At 46.1% G+C, this 26,297-nt stretch carries 25 protein-coding genes; 12 read left to right on the forward strand and 13 right to left on the reverse strand.

Annotated features, from left to right (window positions below; all coding sequences use genetic code 11):
* The gene (locus ACLVWR_RS05200; RefSeq protein WP_413582829.1) at positions 1–516 is read right to left on the reverse strand and encodes a hypothetical protein; all 516 of its coding nucleotides are present in this window, start codon (positions 514–516) and stop codon (positions 1–3) included.
* A 107-nt stretch (positions 517–623) separates the two neighbouring features.
* Here ACLVWR_RS05200 and ACLVWR_RS05205 point away from each other — a divergent pair, with 107 nt between their 5' ends.
* Positions 624–803 carry a hypothetical protein gene (locus ACLVWR_RS05205; protein WP_413582830.1) on the forward strand — a complete coding sequence of 60 codons (180 nt, stop codon included), beginning with the start codon at positions 624–626 and terminating at the stop codon, positions 801–803.
* 12 nt (positions 804–815) lie between these two features.
* On the forward strand, positions 816–1,226 hold the full coding sequence (locus ACLVWR_RS05210) for a CoA-binding protein (protein ID WP_413582831.1): 411 nt from the start codon (positions 816–818) through the stop codon (positions 1,224–1,226).
* Between the two features lies 1 nt (position 1,227).
* On the opposite strand, the gene ACLVWR_RS05215 is transcribed toward ACLVWR_RS05210, so the two are convergent.
* The 3 genes from ACLVWR_RS05215 to ACLVWR_RS05225 form a co-directional block, all read right to left on the reverse strand.
* On the reverse strand, positions 1,228–1,785 hold the full coding sequence (locus ACLVWR_RS05215; protein WP_413582832.1) for an SRPBCC family protein: 558 nt from the start codon (positions 1,783–1,785) through the stop codon (positions 1,228–1,230).
* A 51-nt stretch (positions 1,786–1,836) separates the two neighbouring features.
* Positions 1,837–2,274: a hypothetical protein gene (locus tag ACLVWR_RS05220; protein ID WP_413582833.1), complete on the reverse strand. Its 438-nt coding sequence runs from the start codon at positions 2,272–2,274 to the stop codon at positions 1,837–1,839.
* 63 nt (positions 2,275–2,337) lie between these two features.
* A complete protein-coding gene (locus ACLVWR_RS05225) occupies positions 2,338–3,255 on the reverse strand; it encodes a LysR family transcriptional regulator (protein ID WP_413582834.1) in 918 nt (305 codons plus the stop codon).
* A gap of 150 nt (positions 3,256–3,405) precedes the next feature.
* Here ACLVWR_RS05225 and ACLVWR_RS05230 point away from each other — a divergent pair, with 150 nt between their 5' ends.
* From ACLVWR_RS05230 to ACLVWR_RS05245, 4 genes are all read left to right on the forward strand, one after another.
* Complete coding sequence (locus ACLVWR_RS05230) at positions 3,406–4,122, forward strand: hydrolase (protein WP_413582835.1); 717 nt, start codon at positions 3,406–3,408, stop codon at positions 4,120–4,122.
* A gap of 63 nt (positions 4,123–4,185) precedes the next feature.
* Positions 4,186–5,985 (forward strand): amidohydrolase, encoded by a 1,800-nt coding sequence (locus tag ACLVWR_RS05235; protein WP_413582836.1) that lies wholly within the window; start codon positions 4,186–4,188, stop codon positions 5,983–5,985.
* Positions 5,986–6,229: 244 nt separating this feature from the next.
* Positions 6,230–6,928 carry a pirin family protein gene (locus ACLVWR_RS05240; RefSeq protein ID WP_413582837.1) on the forward strand — a complete coding sequence of 233 codons (699 nt, stop codon included), beginning with the start codon at positions 6,230–6,232 and terminating at the stop codon, positions 6,926–6,928.
* A 130-nt stretch (positions 6,929–7,058) separates the two neighbouring features.
* Positions 7,059–7,469, forward strand: coding sequence for a hypothetical protein (locus ACLVWR_RS05245; protein WP_413582838.1), 411 nt, complete (start codon positions 7,059–7,061; stop codon positions 7,467–7,469).
* Here ACLVWR_RS05245 and ACLVWR_RS05250 read toward each other — a convergent pair.
* Genes ACLVWR_RS05250 through ACLVWR_RS05260 form a run of 3 tightly spaced genes read right to left on the reverse strand, consistent with a single transcriptional unit; the run spans position 7,447 to position 10,138 of the window.
* The gene (locus ACLVWR_RS05250; protein ID WP_413582839.1) at positions 7,447–7,830 is read right to left on the reverse strand and encodes an MGMT family protein; all 384 of its coding nucleotides are present in this window, start codon (positions 7,828–7,830) and stop codon (positions 7,447–7,449) included. The two genes, ACLVWR_RS05245 and ACLVWR_RS05250, sit on opposite strands and share 23 nt — an antisense overlap.
* On the reverse strand, positions 7,827–9,149 hold the full coding sequence (locus tag ACLVWR_RS05255) for an MBL fold metallo-hydrolase (RefSeq protein WP_413582840.1): 1,323 nt from the start codon (positions 9,147–9,149) through the stop codon (positions 7,827–7,829). The genes ACLVWR_RS05250 and ACLVWR_RS05255 overlap by 4 nt, the downstream gene beginning before the upstream one ends.
* Before the next feature lie 2 nt (positions 9,150–9,151).
* Positions 9,152–10,138, reverse strand: coding sequence for a 2-hydroxyacid dehydrogenase (locus ACLVWR_RS05260; RefSeq protein ID WP_413582841.1), 987 nt, complete (start codon positions 10,136–10,138; stop codon positions 9,152–9,154).
* Positions 10,139–10,227: 89 nt separating this feature from the next.
* Here ACLVWR_RS05260 and ACLVWR_RS05265 point away from each other — a divergent pair, with 89 nt between their 5' ends.
* A complete protein-coding gene (locus tag ACLVWR_RS05265; protein WP_413582842.1) occupies positions 10,228–11,001 on the forward strand; it encodes an exodeoxyribonuclease III in 774 nt (257 codons plus the stop codon).
* Between the two features lie 6 nt (positions 11,002–11,007).
* On the opposite strand, the gene ACLVWR_RS05270 is transcribed toward ACLVWR_RS05265, so the two are convergent.
* Positions 11,008–11,505 (reverse strand): FBP domain-containing protein, encoded by a 498-nt coding sequence (locus ACLVWR_RS05270; protein WP_413582843.1) that lies wholly within the window; start codon positions 11,503–11,505, stop codon positions 11,008–11,010.
* 89 nt (positions 11,506–11,594) lie between these two features.
* Between ACLVWR_RS05270 and ACLVWR_RS05275 the strand changes: the two genes are divergently transcribed.
* Positions 11,595–12,896, forward strand: coding sequence for a hypothetical protein (locus ACLVWR_RS05275; protein WP_413582844.1), 1,302 nt, complete (start codon positions 11,595–11,597; stop codon positions 12,894–12,896).
* On the opposite strand, the gene ACLVWR_RS05280 is transcribed toward ACLVWR_RS05275, so the two are convergent.
* Positions 12,893–14,407: a hypothetical protein gene (locus tag ACLVWR_RS05280; protein WP_413582845.1), complete on the reverse strand. Its 1,515-nt coding sequence runs from the start codon at positions 14,405–14,407 to the stop codon at positions 12,893–12,895. The genes ACLVWR_RS05275 and ACLVWR_RS05280 overlap by 4 nt on opposite strands.
* Positions 14,408–14,599: 192 nt before the next feature.
* Here ACLVWR_RS05280 and ACLVWR_RS05285 point away from each other — a divergent pair, with 192 nt between their 5' ends.
* The gene (locus ACLVWR_RS05285; RefSeq protein ID WP_413582846.1) at positions 14,600–17,626 is read left to right on the forward strand and encodes an outer membrane lipoprotein-sorting protein; all 3,027 of its coding nucleotides are present in this window, start codon (positions 14,600–14,602) and stop codon (positions 17,624–17,626) included.
* Here the strand turns inward: ACLVWR_RS05285 and ACLVWR_RS05290 are convergent.
* Positions 17,623–18,537 carry a pseudouridine-5'-phosphate glycosidase gene (locus tag ACLVWR_RS05290; RefSeq protein WP_413582847.1) on the reverse strand — a complete coding sequence of 305 codons (915 nt, stop codon included), beginning with the start codon at positions 18,535–18,537 and terminating at the stop codon, positions 17,623–17,625. The two genes, ACLVWR_RS05285 and ACLVWR_RS05290, sit on opposite strands and share 4 nt — an antisense overlap.
* Before the next feature lie 165 nt (positions 18,538–18,702).
* Between ACLVWR_RS05290 and wecB the strand changes: the two genes are divergently transcribed.
* Positions 18,703–19,944, forward strand: a complete 1,242-nt coding sequence (gene wecB / locus ACLVWR_RS05295) for a non-hydrolyzing UDP-N-acetylglucosamine 2-epimerase (RefSeq protein WP_413582848.1) — start codon at positions 18,703–18,705, stop codon at positions 19,942–19,944.
* A 51-nt stretch (positions 19,945–19,995) separates the two neighbouring features.
* Here the strand turns inward: wecB and katG are convergent, their stop codons facing one another.
* The 3 genes from katG to ACLVWR_RS05310 form a co-directional block, all read right to left on the reverse strand.
* Positions 19,996–22,200: a catalase/peroxidase HPI gene (gene katG, locus ACLVWR_RS05300; RefSeq protein ID WP_413582849.1), complete on the reverse strand. Its 2,205-nt coding sequence runs from the start codon at positions 22,198–22,200 to the stop codon at positions 19,996–19,998.
* Positions 22,201–22,309: 109 nt separating this feature from the next.
* Positions 22,310–23,521, reverse strand: coding sequence for a multidrug effflux MFS transporter (locus ACLVWR_RS05305; RefSeq protein ID WP_413582850.1), 1,212 nt, complete (start codon positions 23,519–23,521; stop codon positions 22,310–22,312).
* Positions 23,522–23,659: 138 nt separating this feature from the next.
* Positions 23,660–24,511, reverse strand: a complete 852-nt coding sequence (locus ACLVWR_RS05310; protein ID WP_413582851.1) for an alpha/beta fold hydrolase — start codon at positions 24,509–24,511, stop codon at positions 23,660–23,662.
* Positions 24,512–24,614: 103 nt separating this feature from the next.
* On the opposite strand from ACLVWR_RS05310, the gene ACLVWR_RS05315 reads away from it, so the two are divergent.
* The gene (locus ACLVWR_RS05315; protein WP_413582852.1) at positions 24,615–25,598 is read left to right on the forward strand and encodes a GlxA family transcriptional regulator; all 984 of its coding nucleotides are present in this window, start codon (positions 24,615–24,617) and stop codon (positions 25,596–25,598) included.
* A 10-nt stretch (positions 25,599–25,608) separates the two neighbouring features.
* Positions 25,609–26,205 (forward strand): YdeI/OmpD-associated family protein, encoded by a 597-nt coding sequence (locus ACLVWR_RS05320; RefSeq protein ID WP_413582853.1) that lies wholly within the window; start codon positions 25,609–25,611, stop codon positions 26,203–26,205.
* The last annotated feature ends 92 nt before the right edge of the window (positions 26,206–26,297 follow it).

Genomic DNA, 26,297 nt, shown 5'->3' on the forward strand with positions numbered 1-26,297 from the left:
TTACGGTCGCAGCTCCGAACATTTGGCGGCTGCGATCTCGGTGACTTTTTCATTCTCAGAAGCCAGGGGGACATAGTGCTTTAGCAAAAGCTTGGCTTCACCCTGTTCAAACCATCCATCAACTGAATACTCCACCACATCCCCTCTCATCGATAGTGACGAACTGGTGTGGGTGATTTTGATACCTCTTCCTACAGGCGAGCAGTCTTGAATATTAACGCCGAATATCTCTGATCCTTCAAAAACCACAAAGGTATTTTGAATCGCAGATTCCCGATCCGTACCAGTATAAGCAAGACAAAAACCCACATTGGTTTCTCTGGATGAAGTCCAACCGCCGACAATTGCCGCAGACTGACCCTTTTCCAGAACAAGGCCGTCCCGATTGTAATTTACGGCGGAAAATTCCCACGCAGAGTCAACTTGCTGATACTCACAAGTGATGTGATTAAATCTCTCCGCAGCCATGGAAATGGAAGACAATAGGGAGAAAAATATGACTAACCAATACTTCATTCGTTCACCTCTGTTTGATTTCAATAAGCGCCCAAAACTATGTCAAGGATTCACTGGGAATTATTAGCTCCCTCTGCGACAATTAAATCCTCAGGCAGGAGATCAAAATGGTCGAAAAACCTAAAGCACCCGATAAACCCGAAGATCCAAAGAATCCCGTTGAGGATCCCAACAAGAAGAATCCTAATAAGGATGTACCTGAAATTGATCCCCAACCCAATAAGACTCCTGAAATTGATCCACCATCCGGTCAACCAGAACGACGACTGCCACCCGATCCGCAATGAAAGGCTGAATTTATGAACGTAGCTGAAAATGAAATCAAATCCGTCATGGATAAGTACAGAAAATTTGCGGTCTATGGGCTAAGCCCTGATCCGACGAAACCCAGTCACTATGTGCCGCTTTATATGCGTGATCATGGCTGGGAAATGGTGGGCACTTATCCCAAACCACACGAGGCCAACGGATTTGCAATCTACAAGTCCCTGGCCGAGATCCCCAAAGAGTATCGAAAGTTCATAGATGTATTCAGAGCCTCAGAAAAAATTCCGGAAGTGGTGGATGAGGCGATTGCCATAGGCGGCGTTGAAGTGTTGTGGTTGCAGCTTGGAATTCATCACGAAGCCGCTGAAGCTAAAGCAGAAAAGGCAGGGATCAAAGTAGTCTCCAATCGCTGCCTTATTATCGAACACAAGAAATGGTTCTAGATTACTGACCCGGACCTGGAGGCGTCGCGGTTGGCGCTTCCACAACTTTTTTCAGATTCTCGAAGCCTTTTTCCATCTGACCTTTGAACATCGCCTCACAGTCAATCAGTACAGTCATTAGCTTGGTCATAAACCCGCCATCACCATACATCGTCCATGTAAATCGTGTGCCGTCACCTTCGGGTGTTAGTTTGTACTCAACCATTTGCTCGGCATTCATTGGTTTGGTCATGGTCAATTTTATCGCCACGAATTCGTTCGGCTTAATGTCTTTCATTTCCAGACGCCCGGAACCCGCATCACTGTTACCTTCAAAATCCATGATGGATCCGACCTTCCCATCTTCTCCCGAGAAAGTCTTCTTCATATCAGGGTCCACTTGCTCGTAAGGACTCCACTGACCGCCCATTTTGAAATTACTCAAGTAAGGAAAGATCTTGTCCGCCGACGCATTAATGACGGTGCTGTTTTCATAGCGGAACGTACCACTGCGAGTTGCCACATACCCCAGGAACAGGACAAACACTACCAGAAAACCGATCAGAATTTTTTTAACCATGATGATGCTAACCTCCGTGAGTTAACATCGTCTCCCAAAAAATGTTCAAGATCAAATGGCTAATCCAGCATCACGATAGGTTTGCATTTCATCCCCAGAGACAAAGGCAAATATTCTTGGCCCCGACTCCCCTTGTTGCATGAAATAGGTCACATCGAAATCGATGGACTTTATCGGTGCACCATCGGGACTGTACTGTGCGCGGTAGTAAACTTTAACCATGTCATGGTTGCGATCAATCGGAGTGACAACCAAATTACGAATATTAAGCTCGCGAGCCCCAATCTTTTGATAGAACGAATAGGCTTTTTTTAAGGTCGCAGAAAAAAAGTGATTATTGAAACCCGTCTGAACGTCATCAGGTCCCGCTGCAAGAAAGTGATCCGTAAAGAAGCTACGGATCAGATCTGTATCCGGCTGGCCTTGCAATCCTTGATTATAGGCCCTGACGTATTTGGAAAAAAAGTCTTTGTACTGCCGTGCTGGCATGAGTTCCTCCATGAGAGGTCTCATGATATGGCAACGGCAGACAAGACTCACATGACATTCCTGTCACTTAGTGCGCGGACTTTTTTTGGCTTGTACGGCAATGCAATTCTTCAGTAGTTGAGCCCACACAGCACGAGCCACCGGTCCCATTGGTTTGTGCTTTAGACGCATAATATGCAAATCCAAAGAGAAAGGCTTTACCTGCTCGTCCTCGATCAACAACAAACTTTCTTTTTTCAATTCTTTTTCAATCTCGTTCAGTGGCAGACGCCCCCAACCAAATCCATTCATGATCATTTTATGCTTTAATGCATGATCAGTGACATAGCTTTTCTTGGAATCAGCAATCACACCCTTGCGATCGCGTTTCAGCAAGTTGGTTTTATCCCCCTGCTGAAGAACCACAATCTGCGGGAATTGTTTTAGAGATTTATAGGAAAGATCCGGCAATGATTTAGCCAAGGACTTTGCAACTACCGGAACCATTTCAATTCTGTCAAATGCAACACTCTCAACATTGTCGTTTTCTTCGGATTTGGTTGAAATCGCAAAGTCAGCCTCCTCTGACAACAAAGAGTTCAATCCACCACTCATAATCTCTGTGCGAAAAGTCATTTCAGTCGGATACTTACTAAGAACGGTTTCCTGAAACACACCTTCAATCGCCTCAAAGCGTACTAAAGGATCCAATACCACCGTCAAATACGGTTCCACTTTCTTGGAACCCAATTCGACTCCCACAGTCTGCAATTCACGAAATGAAAAAAGACATTGTTTTGCCCAGTTGTAGAAGACAAGTCCTTCTGGTGTAAGCTTGGGTCTGTACTCTTCGCGATTAAAAAGTCGCAGGTTGAATTCCTCTTCCAGCTTCTTAATGGCGACACTCAGACTGGGTTGGGTTTTATGAAGATGTTCGGCTGCCGACTTGAAACTTCCTTTTTCCACAATCATTTCAAGTGTTTCCAGCTGATCAATTGTCATAAATTACTCCTTAAACTATATAAATCTTTTATATTGAGATTATAAAATCATATTAATTTTTTTCAAGGAAAAAGTGCCCGATAGTAAGTTCATCGAAGCGAAACACAAAACAAATCGCAGATAAAACAAAACACCGAAAAGGGGAACAACATGAAAGCATTTAAAGTAATCTTCGCAGCATTGGTCGCATTGACAGCAGTACATGCTCAAGCCGGCAAACCAGCAAAAGGACTTCTAACTCCAACGAATCACACTTTGATTCTGATTGATCACCAACCACAAATGGCATTCGCCGTAAAATCCATGGATGTTCAGGAACTTCGCAACAACGTAACAGCCCTGGCAAAATCCGCAAAAGTATTCAAAGTTCCAACGATTCTAACAACTGTCGCCGAGAAATCTTTCTCCGGACCATTGTTTCCAGAACTTCAGGCCGTATTCCCGGAACAAAAACCAATTGATCGCACAACGATGAACACTTGGGAAGACGACCGCGTCACTGACGTTGTTAAAAAGTATGGCAAAAAGAAATTGGTATTCGCAGCACTTTGGACTGAAGTGTGTGGCGTGGGACCTGTGCTTTCCGCAATCGAAGAAGGTTATGAAGTTTACTTCGTAGCTGATGCCTCTGGCGGCGTATCCACTGTTGCTCACGATGCAGCTATGGATCGCATGGTGCAAGCCGGTGCAAAACCGATCACTTGGATGCAATACTTGCTAGAACTACAACGCGACTGGGCTCGTGGCGCAACATACGACGCTGTGACTGGTATCGCAAAACAACACGGTGGTGGATACGGTTTGGGTATCATCTACGCTAAAGAAATGTTCGGCGCCAAAGAGGGTGCTCAGGAAAAATCCAAATAGTTCAAACCAAAATCGGGCGCTGGGTAAAACGGCGCCCTTTCTTTTCGCAAGGAAAACTCCACCATGAAAAACACTATCAGAAAACAACTTAAGAACGCCATCCTCCTAGGTTCCGCAGCAGCACTGAGCTACACTTCGGTTGCCAAAGCCCAAAGCAAAACATCTCCAGACCTCATCGTACAAAACGCCAAAGTCTTTTCTCACAAGAACGGCTTCCAAGAGGCCTTTGCTGTGAAAAATGGTGTCTTCGTCAAAGTCGGCAGCAATCAGGATGTCATGAAGTTAAAATCTGAAAACACCAAAGTTATCGACGCCAAAGGGCGCACTGTGATTCCTGGGCTGGTTGATACCCATCATCATCCGATTCGCGCAGGTCTTAACTACAATCTTGAACTTCGCTGGGACGGTGTGAAGTCTCTAAAACAAGGACTTCAGATGATCAAGGAGCAGGCCGCGCGCACTCCGGAAGGTCAATGGGTCCGCGTTGTGGGCGGATGGTCCCCTCACCAATTTAAAGAAAATAGATTTCCCACTATCAAGGAGCTTGATCAAGCCTCCCCGAACCGTCCCGTTTTTGTGATGTATCTATATTCAAAAGCATTCCTTAACACCGCAGGAGTTAAGGCGTTGAAATACACCAAAGAGACCAAGTTTCCGGGTGGCGAAGTGGAACTGGACAAAAAAGGCGTACCCACTGGGGTTCTGACTGCGAAACCAAACGCTATGGTTCTTTATAAAACCCTGATGGCCACGCCGAAACTTGCAAACCGCGAGGAAGAACGCAACTCAACTGTCCTTTATTTTAACGAGCTCAGCCGACTGGGCCTGACTGGCGTGATTGATGCTGGTGGTGGCGGATTCTTTTTCCCGGAAGACCATCGCATCGCCAAAGAACTAAATGACGAGAAAAAACTGGCACTGCGTATTCCATTTTACCTGTTCGCTCCGGTTGCCGGCAAAGAATTGCAGGACTATGAACGCTGGACAAAAGCAGCCCACCCCGCAAGTCTTCACGAACTTCACGTCGACAACCACTATCACCTTATGGGTGCGGGAGAAAACCTGACAGCTTCTGCTGCGGATTTTGAGGACTTCATGGAGCCACGACCCGATTTGCCTGCAAACATGGAACAGGAACTGAAACCGATTTTAAAACTGGTTTTCAAACACCAATGGATTTTCAGAATTCATGCGACCTACGACGAATCCATTGCAAGAATTTTGAATGTTGTAGAGGAAATCAAAAAAGAAGGTGGACCATTTCCTGAAAGATTCATCATTGATCACGCAGAAACGGTCACTTACAAAAATCTTCAGCGCATCAAAGCTCTGGGCGGTGGGATCTCGGTTCAGGATCGTATGGCATTCCAAGGCGAAGAATTCACAAAACAGTATGGCAAAAAAGCTGCGCAAACAGCTCCACCCGTCGCTGACATTCTGGAACTTGGCATTCCTCTTGGCTCTGGAACCGACGCGACTCGAGTTTCCTCTTTCAATCCGTGGATTGCCCTTTACTGGCATGTCAGCGGAAGAACTGTTGGGGATTATAAACACATGAGTGATCGCAATCGTGTGTCTCGTGAAAAAGCTCTCTATCTGATGACCAAAGGTGCCGCATGGTTCTCGAAAGAAGAAACCCTGAAAGGTGATATTGCTGAGGGAGAATTTGCTGATTTCGCGCTGCTAAACAAGGACTACTTCTCTGTTCCAGAAAAAGAAATTAAGACTATTTTCTCTGATCTGACAGTGGTCGGTGGTGAAGTAATGTCAGCTCAAAAAGAGTATAAAGACTTAGCTCCCACAGCTCCTCGTGCAGTACCAGATTGGTCTCCAGTAAACCACTACGGCGGCTACCAACACTAAGCTAAGTATATGTATTTGCGAGGTTTTAACTAACCTCGCCATCTAAACTATATAAATAAAAACTATATAGTACATTAATTCTTAATAATTTTTTTATTAGATGAAATCACCGATACTTTATTCATGGGAGGCACTCATGAACTTGAATATTCCCCTCAGGCGCCGGGCTTTTATTATCGGCGCAACAACGACAGCAATTGGTTTGATTGCGGGGGCAGTGCCTCTCACAAGAAAGGAAAAAGGTATGTTAACAATTAGAAGATCCAACGATAGAGGAAATGCAGAACACGGCTGGTTGAAATCCCGTCATACGTTTTCTTTCGCCGAATACTATGACCCTGAACATATGCACTTCGGTCCACTTCGTGTCATCAACGAAGATAGAATTTCCGGAGGTTCCGGTTTTGATACTCACCCCCACCGCGATATGGAAATCATTTCCTATGTGGTTTCGGGCGGATTGCAACATCGGGACTCCATGGGCAATGTGGCTGTGATTAAACCAGGTGAAGTGCAACGCATGAGCGCCGGCACAGGAGTCATGCATTCGGAATACAATGACGAAGAAGGCAAAGAAACTCACTTCTTCCAAATCTGGATTATGCCGAAAGTGCGTGGCGTGCAACCCGGCTATGGACAAAAATCTTTTGAGACCGAGTTGAACACGCAAAAACTTGTTCACGTGATTTCTCCGGATGGCAAAGATGGCACAATTGGAATTCATCAGGATGCGGATATGTATATTTCACGTTTGAAAAAATCCGAATCCCTGGACTTCAATATCGGCGACGAACGCCGCATGTGGCTTCAGGTTGTCAAAGGCAGCGTCCAGGTCAATGGTGAAAAACTTGAAACCGGCGACGCGATTGCGGCCACTGATGTTGCCGTAGCGAACATCAAAGCCAGCGAGGATTCTGAAATGATCCTCTTCAAACTCCCTTAAACCCCTCCCCAGAAAAGGCGGGCCTCCCGGCTCGCCTTTTTTCTTTAAAAACCGCTCGGACTCAGCGTTTCCCGGGTTGACGAGACGTGGGGAGTTCAGTCAAATGCCCCCTCAATCAGGGGGAAATCACATGAAAAATCTATTCTTGGCTTTAGCCATGGTCCTTGTCTCTTCCACGGCTTTTTCGGCTCCGGAAATGCTTCGCTGCAAATCCCAAAAAGGCGATGTGCTTTTCAACTTCTATCCACTTTCAGCAAGCTGGGTTCATGCCGATGGCACGACGACTGAATTTCTTCGCTACGGCAACATCTGCAATCAAGATGTTGAAAAAGTAAATCCAAAACCAAATTGTCGTGTTGAAGACGTGTCCGAAGATCACTACGTGATTCAAACTCTGGCATGCCAGCATGAAGGTCAGTGGTTTGCTGACGCCTTTATTGAGATCAGCAATATCTCCAAAGAAGGTCGCTTTCAGTGCAAAACCAAATTTGGCAGCCAAGCTGACATCAATTTAAATCTTAGCGAGTGTCAGGCTTACTAAACATTCTGGGTTGCGCCCGATCTCTTTTCTGGGCTGGGCGCTTACTCCACTGGTACTTTTTCAAATCCAGCTTTCCCATCGTATCGAAGACAACGCCTTCCTTCGCAAGCTTCTTTTTTTGTTCCTGATAATTCCTGCTTTTAATATCAAAAGAGATTTTTCCCTGTGAGTTTAAAACCCGATGCCAGGGCAATTTGTACTTGGTCGAAGAGGAGTGCAATATCCACGAAACTCCACGGGAGCCCTGAGGTTTCCCGGCAAGTTCAGCAATCTGTTTATAAGTCGCAACTTTCCCTTCTGGAATTTTCAGAATCGTCTCTATCACCTTTTTGGAAAAGTCAGACAACTGAACGACTGTCATACCACCTCCTCCTTCTTGATTCTGGCCAACTGGGCCTTTTGATACGATCCAAACTCCGCGCTGAATAGACAGCGAATCAAAGGGTCCTCCACCGCATCAATGTCGGAATCCTTCACGACACGAATATACAGTGATGACAGACTCTCCCCGGTATTCAAGGCAGAATGCAGTTTTGCATCGGTCACTTCCGTACACCAATCAGGAGTGACGCCTGACGCAGGTATGGGTTTCATTTGATCATCACTCAACTCATAACAGCGAACTGTCTCTACGCCCTCTTTAGAAAAAACCGACAGCTTCCAAATTCGGCGTTTATTAAAAAACGTATCTGCGGAGGGACCGATCTCTAGAAATTTTTCCAGAATTCCTTTATCGCAATAGTCGTTTACTTGCTTGATCTGGCTATCGCTTAGTTTTGCAAAATGACCGGCAATACTGGCCGTGGAGGGAGGTTTCAAGTCCGGCACATACTGATAGTCAGCTTTAGGATTTCCAAGAACCTTGATCCACGGAAGACTTTCACAAGTTTGCACACCATCTTTACCTAACAAAACTCCACTGGCAGGAGTCAGGTTAATAATATTCGCTGCCGGCAGGACACTTATAACTTGTGAGTGAAAGTCCGCATAGGAAATCGGAAAAAATGCGTGGTTATACCAGGACCACTCCTCCATACGAAACTGACAAGAACTGGGAATGATATTTTTCGGATTTAGTATTTTCAATTGCGTCAGCCACTCCTCGGGAAGCTTTCGATCAGCGGGGACCGCTTTGTATGGTTCCAGGACTTCGAGTTCACGCATCATTTGAAAAGGCCACATTACCAGATCCCAAGGCCCCTGGTTTACCAGGTTCGCAAAGGTGTCTTCATCAATCCAGGAATCCACAACATTTAGAATATTTAAACCCTGAACTCTGATCTGAAATAGAGAATCCACATCAACGTCCAATGCGGGACGAGAAATGACTTCAAAATCCCCAATGGAAACTGATGAATTCAAAACCAATGAATGCACATTCTTAAAACCAAGTTCCCGAATCCAGGAAAACATCTCCTCATGAACACAAAACATATAAATAGGAGTCGCACGATTCAGCAGCTTCAAACTGTCAAAGGAACAGTGATCGTCATGAAAATGAGAAACAAAGACCGCATCAAACCGAAGCTGTCTAACCGCTGCCAGATCAAATTCGATTTCCGGGAATGAGAAGCAGTTTCTACTGAATGGATTCTCAAAAATCGGATCGAAGGCGATACGCACTCCCCCACTTTCGAAAACATATCCAGCATGAAAGATCCGCGAAATCCTAACTGCCATACTTATTTAACTTCGTTGTTACAGGATTCATTCCGCATCAGAGACTTGATATTGTCCCGAGTGGTCTCAGCAATATTCACGAGTGCCTCATGGGTTAAGAAGGCCTGATGAGAGGTAAGAATAACATTAGGGAATGTGGTCAGACGGGCCAGCACATCATCCGTAATTCCCTCTGCGGATTGATCCGTGAAGAACACGCCTTCTTCTTCCTCGTAAACATCCAGACAGGCACCAGCAATACGGTGGGACTTCAAGGCTTCAATAAGCTCCTTGGTGTCAATAAGTGCCCCCCTTCCCGTATTTATAATCACGGCATTTTTTTTCATCATTTCAAAAGCCGAGGACGAGAGCATGTGTCGAGTTTGGTCATTCAACGGACAGTGCAGGGAGATAACATCTGATTCTTTCAAAAGATCCTGCAAAGAAACGTACTTGCCGAGTTTCTCCATATCCGGATTAGGAAACGGATCATAAGCCAAAACCTTGCAGCCAAATCCATTCATAATCTGGGCAAAGGCACGTCCAATTTTTCCAGTTCCGATAACGCCGACCGTTTTGCCATAAAGATCAAATCCGACCAGACCTTCCAAAGAGAAATTCAAATCACGAATTCGCCCATGGGCACGGTGAGTTTTGCGATTTAGCGTCAATAGCAAAGCCACAGCATGTTCCGCAACAGCATGAGGCGAATACTCCGGCACACGCACAACACGCATTCCCAACTTATTAGCCACGCTGATATTTACGTTATTAAATCCAGCACAGCGTAGTGCGATATTGCGAACCCCTTGCTCTTTAAGCTTCATCAGGACATCTTCGTTCAGAATGTCATTCACAAAACAGCAGATCGTGTCATAGCCCTTGGAGAGCTGCACCGTTTTGGGTGTCAGGCGTACCTCCAAAAAGTCAGGCACAAAGCCGGATTTGCTGAAAACCGAGCTAAAGATTTCCTCTTCGTATTTTTTAGAACTGAAAAACCCGACTTTCATGACAGCTCCTCCGTTGCGAGCTAAATGTTACATTCACACAGCTATGAAATCCATAGGATCTTTGCTATACTGCAGATTCTGAGGTTAAGATGAAATTGATTTCCTGGAATGTAAACGGCCTTCGCTCGGTCCACAAAAAGAATTTCCGTGAATGGTTTGAAAAAGAAAAGGCCGACATCGTCTGCTTGCAGGAAATCAAAATTACCGATGAGGCGATTAAAAAGGACGAGGACTTTTATCACCCCGCAAAATACCACTCTGCCTGGTCCTTTGCAGAAAAGCCCGGCTATTCGGGTCTGGCGATCTATTCCAAGAAAGAACCCGATGATGTGCGCATCGGAATGGGCATCGATAAGTTCGACAATGAGGGCCGATGGCTGGAGGCCGATTTCGGCCCCATCACGCTAGTGAACAGCTATTGGCCAAACAGTCAGCGCGAACACACTAGACTTCCCTTCAAGCTTGAATTCTGCAAGGCTGCAGAAAAGCGTCTGCAAAGCCTGCGCAAAAAAGGACGTGAAGTTATTATTTGCGGTGACTTCAATATCGCCCACAAAGAGATTGATTTAAGAAATCCAAAAACAAATATGAAGAACGCCGGATTTCTGCCGGAGGAACGGGCTTGGATGAGTCATTTTCTGGAAAAGCTTGAATGGGTGGACAGCTTCAGACAGTTCGAACAAGGACCGGAACACTATACTTGGTGGAGTTATCGTCCCGGCGTTCGCGAAAAGAACGTTGGTTGGCGATTGGACTACTTCCTGGTCAACAAGGAATCTTCGGACCGCCTGAAAGCGGCCGCGCACTGCCCCGATGTCATGGGATCAGATCACTGCCCGGTTCGCTTGACTCTAAAAAAATAAAACAAATCAGTCTTGTTTGTAGTTACTGATATTCTCAAAAAGCTTTGCCATTTTGTGGTAAAGCTCATGAATGTATTTTTCCGGGCCTTTTCCACCACGGGTCGCATTTTCCTCGATTTTTTCAATACAACGCAGATCTTGGCAAATTAGATAAGAATTGCTGACATTCGAACTCATTGCCACTGAAAGAAGTCCGATATCTTCCGAGGAACCATAGGAGTTGCACCAATTGCAAAGTCCGCCCGTGGGCTCGCCACTTGAAGGCGTTCTTTTAAAGGCTACGCCCCGGGGCATATCCCAATTCGGCATTTTACAAACTAGATACGTATAAACCCCGGACGACTCTTTCCAGGTAAAGTAGGACTGCACGTTGAAGGGGTATCTTAGATTATCCGGCAAAATGAGCTTCTTCTGATCTCTTGCCCGAAAGCACTGAATCAATTCCTCTTCAGATGAAATGGAAAAGAAATGTTCATTTTGAAAACTTGAAATCTGTGATTGCATAAACACCAACCTCACTCAATTCAATGGTAACCTGCAAAATGTCAGAAGTCATGCAGACGGTCCAAGGTAGGTACGAATACACTTAGGCGATGAAATTTCTGATTCTCCTTCTATTCTTCATCATAACTCCGCAAATTGCCACTGCTGAATCGGAGTGGAGTTTCGGCGCCGATATGAATATGACAGAGTTCTATTATCCGGAACAATATGGAGAGGATACCAATGACAGCCTATTCAAACTTGAGTTGGATCCCATGGTTCGATGGAAAAAGGGAGATCGCTGGCGCGTGTACTCAAAGCCCGTGCTTGTGGCCAATCCTGATAACAAATCCAAAGAAGAGCAGTTTTATTTTGATCCGTCCGAAACCTATATCAAGTTTCAAAAAGACGTTCTGGATATTTACGTGGGATATAATGTCATCACCTGGGGGATCACCGACGGCTACAACCCCATAGATATCGTTAACCGACGGCAACTTTACGATCCTCTCAGATCCAAGAAAATGGGTACACCCTCCATCTTGATCTCGGAGTCCCTGAAGTGGATTGACTATGATTTGATTTACATTCCGTCGGCGCGCGAGGCCATTTTACCCGGCGAAAACAGCAGATGGTTACCTCGTGAGGTTTTCGTACCGCAGGTTCCGGGCAATGACCTTGTCCTGCTCTTGCCACCCAATTTGCGCTATACCTGGGGAAACGAAGCCATTCTTGATGATGCACTAGAAAACAACTTTGCCATCAGACTGCAAAAAACCATTTCAATTTTCGATTTCGCCATCACTGGCTACGACGGTGCAGCCACAGCTCCCATTATTGAACCCCAAGTCACCGGAACCATTGTTGAAGTTTCGCCAAAAACTGTAATCCAAGTGGATCCGGATGTTCGACTCGACACCAAACAATACAGAATTCGCCAAGGTGGCTTTTCTTTGGTCAGTCGTCAATGGGACTTTTTGTTCAAGTATGCCACGACCTATTCTGACAACTATGGTGACTATGTGAATCTGCCCGGTTGGATTCATGAAAGCATATTGGGTGTGGAAAAAACCTTCAACTTCAGCGATGCGATGCTGATTGCAATTGTTCAGTATTCATTCCTGGATACGGAAAGAAAGAATGATTCCAATATCTCGATCACGGAAATATTTCGTCGTGCCTGGATGGCGGGGGGTCGACTCTCCTGGAAAGAAGTGTGGAACGCCTCCGTGCTGGGCCTATATGACACCGTCCACTCAAGTACATTTGTGGAGGTCACATTAGGCCGGCGCTTCTTTGATTCGTGGAACGCCAGCCTGACTGCGAATTTCATTTCCGGGGATATTGAAAATCCCCTAGGCTTATACTCGAAGAATGATGCCTACATACTTTCTGTAGGCCGATCATTTTAAGGAGCCAGCTGTAACAGCAGATCCGAATTGGACAATGATGTGGCTTTGTTAATTTTCAAGCTCACTCCATCAGTCAAAGGGATTGCCGGAAGCTGAAAGCTAATTGTTTTTCCCGCAATGGCAGAAAGCGCTTTGCTCTCTATCGTAGACGCCGCAAAGCGGGTCTTTGGATAGTAATACTTCACATACCAGGAATCCCAACCATAACGCAAATCCAGCGAAGTGTTGGAAAACTTCACCGATGCTTTGCTGTTGGATATTCCCAGATTCAGTCCGCTGTTAAAAGGAACAACGAAGTTCATGAAAGGAACATATTGTCCGTTCTTAGGCGCCTTCATCTGAGAGAGTAAATTCACTTTCATCTGATACGACAATCCCGAACCCGAAACCACAGGATCCTGATTTGAATAAACGTTGAACAGGAACTTGCTTGATTTTGGATAGTCCATCAACTCGGGCCAAACAAAGAACTGCATGAAGCGCGAACCCATTACAGAAGAGAGTCCCGAAACCTGGCTTGAATAAAACTGATGCACCCAGGTATTTGCGGCGTAAGCACGACTTAATAGTTCTTTGGCAAAGCCACCCGGCAGCCGAATCATCGCTTGGCCGGAGGTGCCATAGTTCACAGCTTCTTGGGAAAGCTGCAGCTTTTTGGTTTCTGCCTGTGGAGCTCTTGTGAACTCCACAATCACGCGGCCTTTCGCAAGTGCCTTTTCTGAATTTGAATCATCAAACGAATCCACAATCATGCTGATATTCACATCGGATCGTGAACTCACAAGTTGTCGCGGCTTTGCAAGATCAAATGAATACTTGCCCACATACCCATTCAGATAGGAAAGAATCAATGTTCTTTGCGGATTGACGAAAGCTGCAGAATCCGCCGAGATCTGAGCGATCTGCTGATTTACGATATCAGCAAAGCCAGCTGCACCCGTACAACCAAATGCTGCCGCGGACCACGCCTCTTTATCCCATGCCAGAGAGAAGTCCTGAACCACGCCTCCGGCTTTACTGGAGTTGATTTCCGGGTTCAAGCTCACAGAAAATGAGCCCGCTCCAGATTTCATATTTAACACGACGTTAGGGCACTCTGCCACCAGACGAAACCGACCGGTAATACCACCGACTGTTTGCTCCACCCATTGATCAACAGAAATACTTGCGATCGTCATTTGTGCCGCAAGCTCCTTGGACTTCAAGATTACTTGAGTTTCCGATGAACCCAGCCCTGGCTTTTCCAGCTCCGTATTTAAAGAAACTGAGATTCCTTTTAACTGAACCTGAACGCCATTCTGAGCCTCCACGGTTTGATCAGGAAATTGCCAGTTTGCCTTAAATTCCTGATTGGCCAGAGACTTCCATTTCTCCTCAATAAGATTTTGCTGGAACTGCTTAGGTAGAACGATCTCAAACTCTGACTCTACAGTGGCTGAAGAGAATGCCTGCTGCGAGAACAGAAAAGCAGCAAACACGAAAAGATTTCTGGTGATTTGCTTTTTACTCATAGGACTAAGGTTACGGTGCTTTGAGCAAAATCTAAAGCGACTTTTTTTCTATAGGATGCATTCTCAGTTTTCATATTTGGAATTCGGACCAACATCGAAAAACTTTTAGTCTTTTTATCAGACATTTTAGAAATGAAAGCACCGTCCGATATAATAAATCTGTTATCCACACTCAAGGGAAGGACCAATGGGATGCGACTGCCTTTAAAAATTTCCAGAAAAAATCTGGCGATCATCTCCTTGATGGGCGTAGTTCTTATAACAATTCTAAGTTTGTTTGCCCTGCCAAAACTGACCACGCAGTACAGCCTGAAACAATTTCTTCCCAAAGATAACCCTCTATTGATGCTGGACGAAAAGAGTCGCCAGACTTTCCAGCTTTCTGAGGTTCAGCCCTTTATCATCACCGCAAAAATTAATCAGGAAAACGGTGGCAACTGGTTTCGTCAGGACAGAATAGCCGAGCTGGAAAAACTGACCGATCTGATTTCAAAGTATCCCGGCGTCCGCCACACTCTTTCTTTGGCTAATATTCAAGGTGCTATAAATAACAACCAGGGACTGAGCGTTGGTCCCCTTTTGAAAAATCTAAGCATTGATCGCTGGGAGCCGGAAACAACTTCAAATCCCCTGATCGCCCCGACTCTTATTTCCAAAGACGGAAAAACCGCCTCGGTGATTGCTAATATCAATAGACTCACCAACAAGGAGCTTTTGGCACTCCGCCAGAATCTGCAAGTGACGGCAACTGCGGCGCTGCCTTTTGCCGATGTGCAAATGGGCGGAACCCCGGCGGTACAGACGGACATCAGCTTGCTTCTGCAATCTGAACTGCGAAACTTTGTCATCCTGGGCTTCCTGTCCTGCTTTGTCGTGCTTGCGTTGATCTTTTCAAACTTTGCGCCACTGATCATTTCCTTCGTAATCATTCTTTGTGCAAATATTCTGGTGCTTGCAGTGATGGCGATGGCAGAACTTCCGTTCTCGATTCTTTCCACAACGATTCCGATTCTGACCACTATTGACGTGGTTTCCCTCTGTATTCACACCTTGCTTCGCTATGCCGAAGAAAGAAAAGCAAACCCGTTTGAGTCTCATGAGAATCTGGTCAGCAAAACACTTAAAGCCATCATCCGACCCAACTTGATTGCGTCGACAACGACTATGATTGGATTTCTAAGTCTGTTAACCACTAACGTTCCTCTAATTCGCGAGTACGGTGTTACTGCGGCAATTTCCATTGTGATTGGCTGGATCACCACAACCGTGCTCTTGTTCCCACTTCTTTTGTTTCTGCCAGGACCACGAGCCCGCGAGTGGGCGTGGGCTAAAGCGCGCTGGGGTCTTTATCTGTTCAGACGCAGTGGTCTTTGGACCACTGGCATTATCATAGTGTCCCTGGCATTGGCCCTTAAAGGTGGAAACCTGTCCTGGTCGGCAAAACTATTTGATGATCTCCCGCAGAATCACCAAGTGCGTCTTTCGACTGAAACCATCGACAGGGAACTGGGCGGAATGATTCCGGTTGATATCGAAATTGATGGCAGCAAAGAAGCCTGGAACGACCCAAGTCTGATTGCCCGCTTGGATGCCCTTTCCGAAGAGATCCGACGACTGCCTTCCGTCGGCAGCGTGGTCAGTCTTCCAGATCTGGTTGCCGCTGCCTCACTTCACAACACTCGCTTGCCAGCAAGTCGCAGCTCCACGGCTGAAATATTCTTTCTTTACTCGTTGGCAAGTGACAGCCCTCTTAAAAACTTTCTTAATGCTGATGGTTCCAAAACCAGAATATCAGTCAGAACGCAGGATCTTCCCGGCAATCAGTTACATGATCTGGTCGAGAACGTTCGACATATGACCGAAAAAGCGTTCCCCGATATGAAGGTTCAAACAACTGGAATGGGCTCCACCATCCATCATCTTAACAATGAACTTTCACGCGAACTGATTTTCGGATTCTGGCAGTCCATGGTTGCCATCATTGCCGTTTTGATTTTCGTGTTTAAATCCCTGCGCTGGTCCCTGGTCGCCTGCATTCCCAATCTTGTTCCGCCGGCGGCTCTGCTGGGTTTCCTGGCCATCTCACAAACACCGATCAAACCAAGTGTGGCGATTATCTTTTCGATTGCACTGGGATTGGCATTCAACAACACGGTTTATCTTTTGGAAAGACTGCGCGCCATGCAGAAGTCCAAAAACAGCCGCACTTTGGATATCGAAAAAATGATCTGGCTTGAGGGCAATCCCTGCCTGATCTCGACCATGACCTTGCTTGCGGGATTCTCGGTATTTATGGCTTCGTATTTTGCCATGAATCGTATCTTTGGATTCTATATGGTCTTGTCAATGCTGACTGGTCTGGTAGGGGATTTGATTCTTTTACCAACAATGTTGAAAAGTTGCCCATGGCTGCTTCGCCCATTAGCTTGGAAGAAGGAGAAAGTTATGGCAACAGCAGCGTCCTTTATTTTTGCATTCGTTCTTCTTTTCAACCATCAGGATGCCCTGGCTCAGCAATTGACTGCTGATAAAGTCGGCCAGGAAATGAGCGCACGCATCAAAGCGAAAGATGAAACGTTCACAGCTTCTATGAAAATCATAGAAGCTGATGGCTCCAGCAAAGATCGTGAAATGAAAATCTGGCGGATGAGCTCTGGAAAAAAAGACCATTCCTTGATGGTGCGCATGTTAAAGCCCGCTGATCTAAAAGGCACGGCACTGCTTGCAACCATGAAAAACGACACCGAGGAAAAATGGATTTATCTCCCCTCCAATAAGCAGGTTCGTCGTTTGACTGGAGAAAATTCCAAAGGTGGCATTCTGGGATCTGAATTGAGTGCAGAGGATTTTGATTTTAATCGTGATTCCTCAGCCACCACGACGATCAAAAAAGAAATGGAAATCAAAGGCAATAAGTACATCCTGATGGAAAGCGACGTCACCGCAAGCTCTCCGAACTACTCGAAAGTCATCAGCTATGTTTCCGCCAAAGAATTTCTGCCAATTAAAGCCGAGTGCTACGACAAACAAGGCAAGCTTCTTAAGGTCATCGATTTTGGCGGCTATAAAAAACTCGGCGGTGGCAAGTTTCGCGCATCGAGCATCAAAATCAAGAACGTTCAGAATAAACGTGGCACTGACATTCAGCTTGCAGATATCAAGCTCAATCAAAACTTAAAGGCCAGCAGCTTTTCACCAAAGGCCTTGTCCGACGACTAACGAGACAAAGCCACCGCAATCTCTGCAGCGAGTTTGGCATTATTCAGCACCAGCTGAATATTTGTCTCCAAGCTCTTGCCTGCAGTCAGTTCTTTGACTTTTCCAAGCAGGAACGGTGTTGATTCTTTCCCTTTTATCCCTTTGGCATTCATCTCTTTTAAGGCATTTTCGATCACAGCCTCCATGGATTTGAAATCCAACGAATATTCCACAGGGACGGGATTTGCGATGACCACGCCACCCTTAAGACCCATATTCCACTTGGCCTTCAGAATATCTGCAAGTTCCTGCGCAGAGTCCACTTTTGCGTCAACTTTGAAACCGCTCTCACGAGTATAAAATGCTGGAAGCTCCGCCGTTTGAAAACCCAGTACCGGCACACCTTTGGTTTCGAGATACTCCAAGGTCAACCCGATATCCAAAATTGATTTCGCCCCGGCGCAAATGACAGCGACATTGGTTTGCGCCAGTTCCTCAAGATCCGCGGATACATCCATCGTTTGTTCGGCGCCACGATGCACGCCACCGATCCCACCTGTTGCAAAGACCGGGATCCCCGCAAGCTCGGCAATGATCATCGTACTGGCAACAGTCGTCGCACCGTCTTTTTTTGCTGCTACGACAAGGGGGATGTCACGACGACTGACTTTCGTGATCTGCAATCCCTTTTTGGCAAAACTCTCAATTTCTGGTTTAGACAGCCCCGCTCTAAGCTCTCCATTGATAATCGCAATTGTAGCTGGCACCGCACCATGGGCACGAACCTTATCCTCCACAGCCAAAGCCATTTCGTAGTTCTGGGGATATGGCATGCCGTGTGAAATAATCGTCGACTCCAAAGCCACAACAGGAAGTCCCTTTGCCAGGGCTTGTTTAACTTCATCAGAGAGTCTAACTTTAGGCGTATTCATTTAAGCTCCGTCGAAAAATTCACTAAGAATCATGCACCATTGATATGTGGAAAAACAAATAATTAATACCTCACCGTAGATTGCGTCAGCTGCATATAGATTAAAAGGTTGAAATTACGCAATGGGAATTTGCTCCCTCGCACTTTGCTAAATAAATTTTAGTTCATGAAAACACTATTATTCGTCTTTGGCACACGCCCTGAAGCTATCAAAACCGCCCCAGTCATCCTAAAAGCCCAACAAGATCCACGATACAAAGTTCTGGTTTGTTCAACGGGACAGCATCGCGAGATGATCCGCCCGTTGTTTGACTTTTTCGGTATCAAACCGGATTTCGATCTGGATCTGATGCGCCCGGGTCAGTCCCTGACTGACATTTCCACCGGCGTGATGTCTGGCTTGAATAAAATTTTGCTTGAGAACAAAGTGGATGCGGTCGTCGTTCAAGGTGACACAACCAGCGGGTTTATTGGAAGCCTTGTTGCCTTTTACCACAAAATTGCGGTCGTCCATATTGAAGCCGGCCTGCGCTCTGGAGATATCCTCTCCCCATATCCGGAAGAATTTAATCGCAAAGGCACAGCCTTGGTTGCAAATGTGCACTTCGCACCGACCGAAACCGCTCGCGACAATCTTTTGCGCGAACACCATGCCGCTGAAAACATCTACGTCACTGGCAACACCGGAATCGACGCGCTTTTTGAAGTAAAAAGAAAAATTTCAGCGACGCCGGAAATGCAAGACGCCATCGCTGGAAAATACGCGTTCTTGAATCCGAAAAGAAAAATGATCTTGGTCACAGTTCACCGTCGTGAGTCCTTTGGATCCCCCATGGAAGAAGTCATGAAGGGTCTTTTGGATCTTTCACGACGGGAGGATGTGGAGCTGCTAATTCCACTCCACATGAATCCCCAGGTGCGCGCATCAGCAGCTAAAATTTTTGGCAATCAGGCTCAGTGGGTCGATAAGAACAGCTTCATCAATCCGGAGAATAAAGTCTGGCTCTGTGAGCCGGTGGACTATGTGCCGTTTATTTATCTGATGGACCGAGCTCACATGATTGTCACCGATTCCGGTGGTGTTCAGGAAGAAGCGCCATCTTTAGGAAAACCGATTCTTGTCGCCAGAGAGAAAACAGAGCGTCCTGAAGCTATCGTCGCAGGCACTTCTAAACTAATTCCTTTGGAACAGATGCGCTTTTTAAAGCTTGCGACTGATGTTCTGGATTCTGCTGATTTATACAACAGTATGTCACAGGCTAAGAACCCCTTTGGCGATGGTCGCGCCTCCGAGCGAATCTTGGATATTCTGCAAATGACTCTGAGAAATGAAGACAAGGTAAAAACACCAGAACCGCCAGTCAGATCTTCCATTGAACCGTACGATTCACAACATCTTCATATTTAGTATTCAGGGTGCCTCTGATCTCTTAATCAAAGGCACCCTTTTTTATTTTCTTTATACGCGATCAGCCAGATCAAAGCGATCCGCGTTCATAACTTTGTTCCAAGCCCAGACGAAATCCTTAACGAACTTCTCTTTGGCATCATTGCAAGCATAGACTTCCGAAAATGCTCTTAACTGTGCATGGGAGCCAAATACCAAATCCGCTGAAGTTGCAGTCCACTTCGCTTTTCCGGTATTGCGGTCTTTTCCTTGATAGACGCCATCCTTAGAGGGCTCATCCCACACCGTATTCATATCCAAAAGATTCACGAAGAAGTCATTGGACAGCGTCCCCGGTTTATCGGTGAAAACTCCATGGCGACTCCCGCCATGATTCATATCCAGAACACGCAAGCCACCCAATAGCACAGTCATTTCTGGTGCAGTCAGGCTTAAGAGATTTGCACGGTCCAAGAGCATGGTCTCTGGCGATAGTGGCAAACCTTTTCGATAGAAGTTTCTAAAACCGTCTGCTTTTGGTTCAAGCACCGCAAAAGAATGAGCATCCGTTTGCTCTTGCGTGGCATCAGTACGGCCCGGTGCAAATGGCACGGTCACATCCACGCCGCCCTTTTTTGCAGAACTCTCTACCGCTGCACACCCACCCAGCACAATTAGATCCGCCAAGGAGACTTTTTTGCCACCAGAGGAGGATTTATTGAAATCTGCCTGAATCTTTTCCAAGGAGCTCAACACTCCGGCCAACTCTTTAGGCTCGTTCACTTCCCATTCGCGCTGCGGAGACAAACGCAAGCGCCCGCCATTTGCCCCGCCACGCTTGTCGGTGCCACGGAAAGATCCCGCTGCCGCCCAAGCCGTCGCAATCAAACGCGAATTGCTGATGCCCGAATCCAGAATTCTCTTTTTCAAATCCTTTATGTCGTTTTCATCGATGAGTTTGTGATCGACTGCTGGCACCGGATCCTGCCACAACTGCGCAGGCGCAACCCATGGACCCCAATAACGAGAAATCGGACCCATATCGCGATGTAAAAGCTTGTACCAGGCTTTTGCAAAAGCATCCGCAAACTCCTTGGGGTTCTCGTGATAGTGTTTGGAAATTTTCACGTAAGATGTATCTGCCAACAAGGCAAGATCAGAGGTCAACATCGTTGGCGGATGCTTCTTACTGGAATCATGTGCATCCGGCACCAGGTTGTGAGCGGATTTATCCTTGGGGATCCACTGATGAGCGCCTGCAGGGCTCTTAGTAAGTTCCCATTCATATTTATGCAAATTATCAAAGAATCCGTTTCCCCACTTCGTCGGAGTACTGGTCCATGAACCTTCAAGGCCGCTCGTGATGGTGTCAGGACCTTTTCCAGTTTTATAAGAGTTTTTCCAGCCCAGTCCCTGCATGTGGAAAGGACAACCTTCTGGCTCGGGCCCTACGTGATCAGCTTTCGCTGCGCCGTGGGTTTTTCCGAATGTGTGTCCCCCGGCAATCAAGGCCACCGTCTCTTCATCATTCATCGCCATGCGCGCGAATGTCTCGCGAATATCCCGGGCCGAGGCCTTCGGATCCGGTTTTCCATTAGGACCTTCAGGATTCACGTAGATCAAACCCATCTGAACGGCACCAAGGGGATTTGCCAAGTTTCGATCACCACTGTAGCGTTCGTCACCAAGCCACGTGTCTTCCGCCCCCCAGAATACTTCCACTGGTTCCCACACATCTTCGCGGCCAAAGGCAAAGCCAAAGGTTTTAAATCCCATCGATTCCAAAGCGCAATTGCCGGCAAACACCAACAAATCCGCCCAGGAGACTTGTCTGCCATATTTTTTCTTGATCGGCCACAGCAGTCTGCGTGCTTTATCCAAGCTGGCATTATCAGGCCAGCTGTTTAACGGCGCGAATCTCTGTGCGCCATCACCACCTCCACCGCGACCATCCTCAATGCGATACGTTCCGGCGGCATGCCAACTCATGCGAATGAACAAAGGTCCATAATGTCCAAAGTCCGCCGGCCACCAATCCTGAGAGTCTGTCATCAAATCCATCATGTCTTTTTTAAGTGCCTCGACATCCAGTTTTTTAAATTCGTCTTTATACTTAAAAGACCTATCCATCGGATTTACTTTGGGTGATTGATGATGGAGCACGGAAAGATCCAATTGATCCGGCCACCAATCCTTATTGGTGCGTGGTCGCATATTGGTTTTTGGTTTCGGTGCCGGTATGACGGGATTTTCACTCTCACTGCGTGGTTCAGACATGAAGGTCTCCTTTGAGTATTTATGTTCTGTTCTTCACATAAAAGTAAATACTCAATCCGAACCGCTCACTTTTCCAATTTCAAATATGAAAATCAGATTAATGACAAATCTAAACTTTGGGATTCTTGACTAAAACTTGAAAAGCCACCACAGAAAGCAGGCCGCAAAACAGAATGGTCCCCGTCATCGGAAACGCTGTTCCGTTGTGAAATGAACTCACCAGGAATGAAGAGAAACTTGCCATCGACCATTGCAGACAACCATACAGGGCTGAGGCGGTTCCCGCCTGATGACCTTGGGACGCCAATGCACCAGCCAAAGAATTCGGCCCCACAAAGTTTAGTGTCGCCAAAAATATAAACAGTGAAATCAACACCACCACCGGCGCCAGCCCCAGCCAAGTCCAAGCAAATACGAATGCCGCAGCCAAGGCAGCAATCCTTACACTCCAACGCAGAATCACCTCAGGTGTCCATCTTCTAAGAAGTCTGCGATTAATTTGTGAAGCTGCCATTAGTCCCAACCCATTCAATCCAAAAATAAATCCGTATTGAGATGAGGGAATCTTAAACAACTCAATGAAAACAAAGGGTGAACCAGCAATATAAGCAAACATGCCCGCGCGAACCGCCGCATCGGGAATTAGATAGCCCACGAAGTGTCGACTTTTCAGCAATCCAATATAACTTTTAAATACAGCTTTGGGGCTGATACTCAAAGCCCTATGGTGACTGGTCTCTGGCAAGAACAAAAATATACAAATCATGCACAAAACATTCGCGCCTGCCAGAGTTAGAAATATCGCACGCCAGCCCATAGAAGCGTTAATCAAAGCACCCAAGCTCGGAGCGATGATGGGTGCGATTCCCATTACCAGAGCCATGTTGGACAAAAACTCTGCCACCCTCTGTTTGTCAAAAAGATCACGAATAATGGCACGGGTCACAACCATCCCTGCACAACCACCCAGGGCTTGCAACAAGCGGCAAACAATGAAGATTTCTATATTGGGAGCATAGGCACATGCTATCGTCGCCAGCAGATAAACAAACATTCCGCCAAGCAATGGCAATCGTCTTCCGAATCGATCTGCTAGGGGTCCATATATTAGCTGCCCAAAGGCCATGCCGATAAAAAACGTGGATACCGAAAGCTCCACGTTGGACATTGTAGTTTGAAAGTTCTTTTGAATATCGCCAAAGGCCGGCAGATACATATCGATCGTCAATGGATCAAACGCTGTCAAAGTCCCCAGCAACACCACAAACCATTTACTTTCAACGAATGACTTTTGGGTTTCGCTAAGTTTAATTTCGCTCACTCTTTATTCCCCTGCACATTAAGGCCTCCATCCGTATCCCAATTTCAACACGCAGTCAAAATCATGACTTGATGACTTCAAGATTGATAACCAGACGAGGCCCCTAAGGCACGCTAAGCAATAAATATAAAGAGAACTCTAATTCAAATCAATAAACTGGTTGATGTACGAAGCTGACAACTCAGGATACTGATGTTGAGGTCCGTGGCCAGAAGAAGGCAGTAGCAATACTTGTACAGTTGGCAATTTACCTTTCATCGCGAACCAATCCTCAGCAGGGAAACAAATGTCGTCTTCGCCCACGATGGACAAAACCGGGACATTGGTATTTTTCATCTTTTCAAATGTACCGTAGGTATCTTCTCTGAATCCAGTCACTTGCACCATTTGTTTGTATTGATCCGGAGTGATCGGCAAAGATCTATCGGATTTTCTCATTGCCAAACGATCGTGGGATTCCTCCGCAGCTTTTACACTTACAGGGTATTGAGGATTAAAGAACAGAACTACTTCATCATGAAGGTCATTCTCTGGTTTTAGAGCATGCTCAAAGAAAATATCCTTAATCGGAGATGATTCTTTTCCCGGAACACGTGTCCCTATCAGAATCCCATGATGAATTCTTTCCGGAAATTCAGTGATTACGATTTGAGCCGCAAATCCACCTTGCGACCAGCCACCGACAGAAAATTTATCGATTTTTAAGTAGTCCGCGATATCAATGATATCCTGGGCCATTTCCATGTTTGTCTTAGCTTGTGCTCCAGTGGAAGATCCTGTTCCGCTGTATTGAAAAATTACGACCTGATGTTTTTCAGCCAGAAAATCCAGAAACGCCGGATCCCAGGAATCCAAATCCCCGCGGAATCGATTCGCCAGAATAATCGGGCTTCCCTCACCAAATGTTCGATACGCAATTTTTTTTGACTCGTTGATTTCGGCATACTGAGTTTTCGCTTTTAGTGTCTTTGAGTTCTCTAGATTCTTCATAAATGCTCCTTTTGGGATGTTTTGTGTTTGTGAACCCAGTATGGCCCTTCGCGATTGCAAAAAGGATTGGCTAAAATGACATTAATAGTGCCAAAATTGCCATATGATGAAATCAAGCCAAATGACCGAAGTTGCCATTCTGTTGTCACCCTATCACCAACAATCCGCCGTAAATGGATTACTCGATCTTTTTCAAATCGCGAACCTGTATGCTGTCAAGTTTGCTCAGGATAAACACCACATTGTACGAGTCACCCAGTGGCGCACCTCCTCTGCTAAAACACAGACCATGGAATGCGTTTCTGACACTCACCCAGAGGGCAAGAAAAGCGATCCGGATTTCATTATTATTCCACCAAGTCTGAACAATATAATTTCTGCGGAAGATTCCAAAACATGGACACCGTGGATCCTTAAAGGGCACAGCAAAGGCTCCATCATCTGTTCAATATGCTCTGGAGCGTTCCTTCTCGGCGAAACCGGTTTGCTCGACGGCAGACCGACCACCACTCATTGGTTCTTTAACGATCAGTTTAAACAAAGGTTCCCGAAGACCCTGGTGGATACCGACAAAATTCTCATCGATGATGGTGACATTATCACTGTTGGGGGTTTGATGGCTTGGGTTGACTTGGGACTTAGCCTTGTTGATAGATTGCTCGGCCCAACCATCATGATTCAAACCGCACAATTCCTTCTTGTCGACCCTAACGGTCGCGAACAGAGGCACTACAGCCACTTTACCCCGGTTATGAATCACGGTGACGAAAGCATTTTAAAGGCCCAACATTGGCTGCAAAAGAATACCAAGAACGAGCTAAATATTACAGTCTTGGCTGACAAGTCCGGGCTCTCTGAAAGAACTTTTCTACGAAGATTTAACAAAGCCACAGGTCTGAACCCGACAGCCTATTGTCAAAAACTTCGTGTCTCCAAGGCCCGTGAGTTATTAGAATTTACCAAGAAGAATGTAGAGCAGATTGCCTGGGATGTTGGCTATGAGGATCCCGGGGCATTCCGTAAGGTTTTTCACAAAGTGATGGGGCTGACCCCTGGGGAATACCGACATAAATTCCACATGAGATAAAGGAACCGAAATGGCAGCAAAAACAGAGAAAGCCAAAGTTGACAGCTATATAAAATCATTAAAAAAGTGGCAGGATGAAGTCTCCCAAATAAGAGCCCTCGTTTTGGAGAGCGGTCTTATTGAGGAATTTAAATGGCGACTGCCTTGCTACACCAATGCCGGAAATAACATTGCGATCATTCAAAACTTCAAAGATTCCTGCGCATTGATGTTCTTTAAAGGCGTACTTCTTAAAGATCCAAAAAAGTTATTAAAAGCCCCGGGACAGAACTCGCAAACAGCCCGACGCTTGGAGTTCACTTCCTCTGCTGAAGTGAAAAAAATGAAGACAGCGACAAAGACCTTCATTAAACAGGCCATTCGCATCGAAGAGACAGGTGCGAAGGTCACTCGCAAGCCTGCTGATCCGGTTGAAATGCCTGCTGAATTTAAGCAGGCTCTTACAAAGGACAGTAAGCTTAAAAAAGCATTCCAAAGCCTGACGCCGGGTCGGCAGCGTTTGTATCTGATGCATTTTGCATCTGCGAAGCAACCCGCCACCAGAATCGCGCGCATTGAGAAATACACTCCCAATATTCTTAAAGGTCTGGGAATGAATGACAGATAAACTATAATCTCAACTCGCCACTGGAAGGGCTCATTGTCCAACAACATATAATTGGCGGTTTTGGCATTATTTCTGTCACTTCCGCCAATGGT

Source organism: Bdellovibrio sp. HCB288, from assembly GCF_047305935.1.
Taxonomy (GTDB): Bacteria; Bdellovibrionota; Bdellovibrionia; order Bdellovibrionales; family Bdellovibrionaceae; genus Bdellovibrio.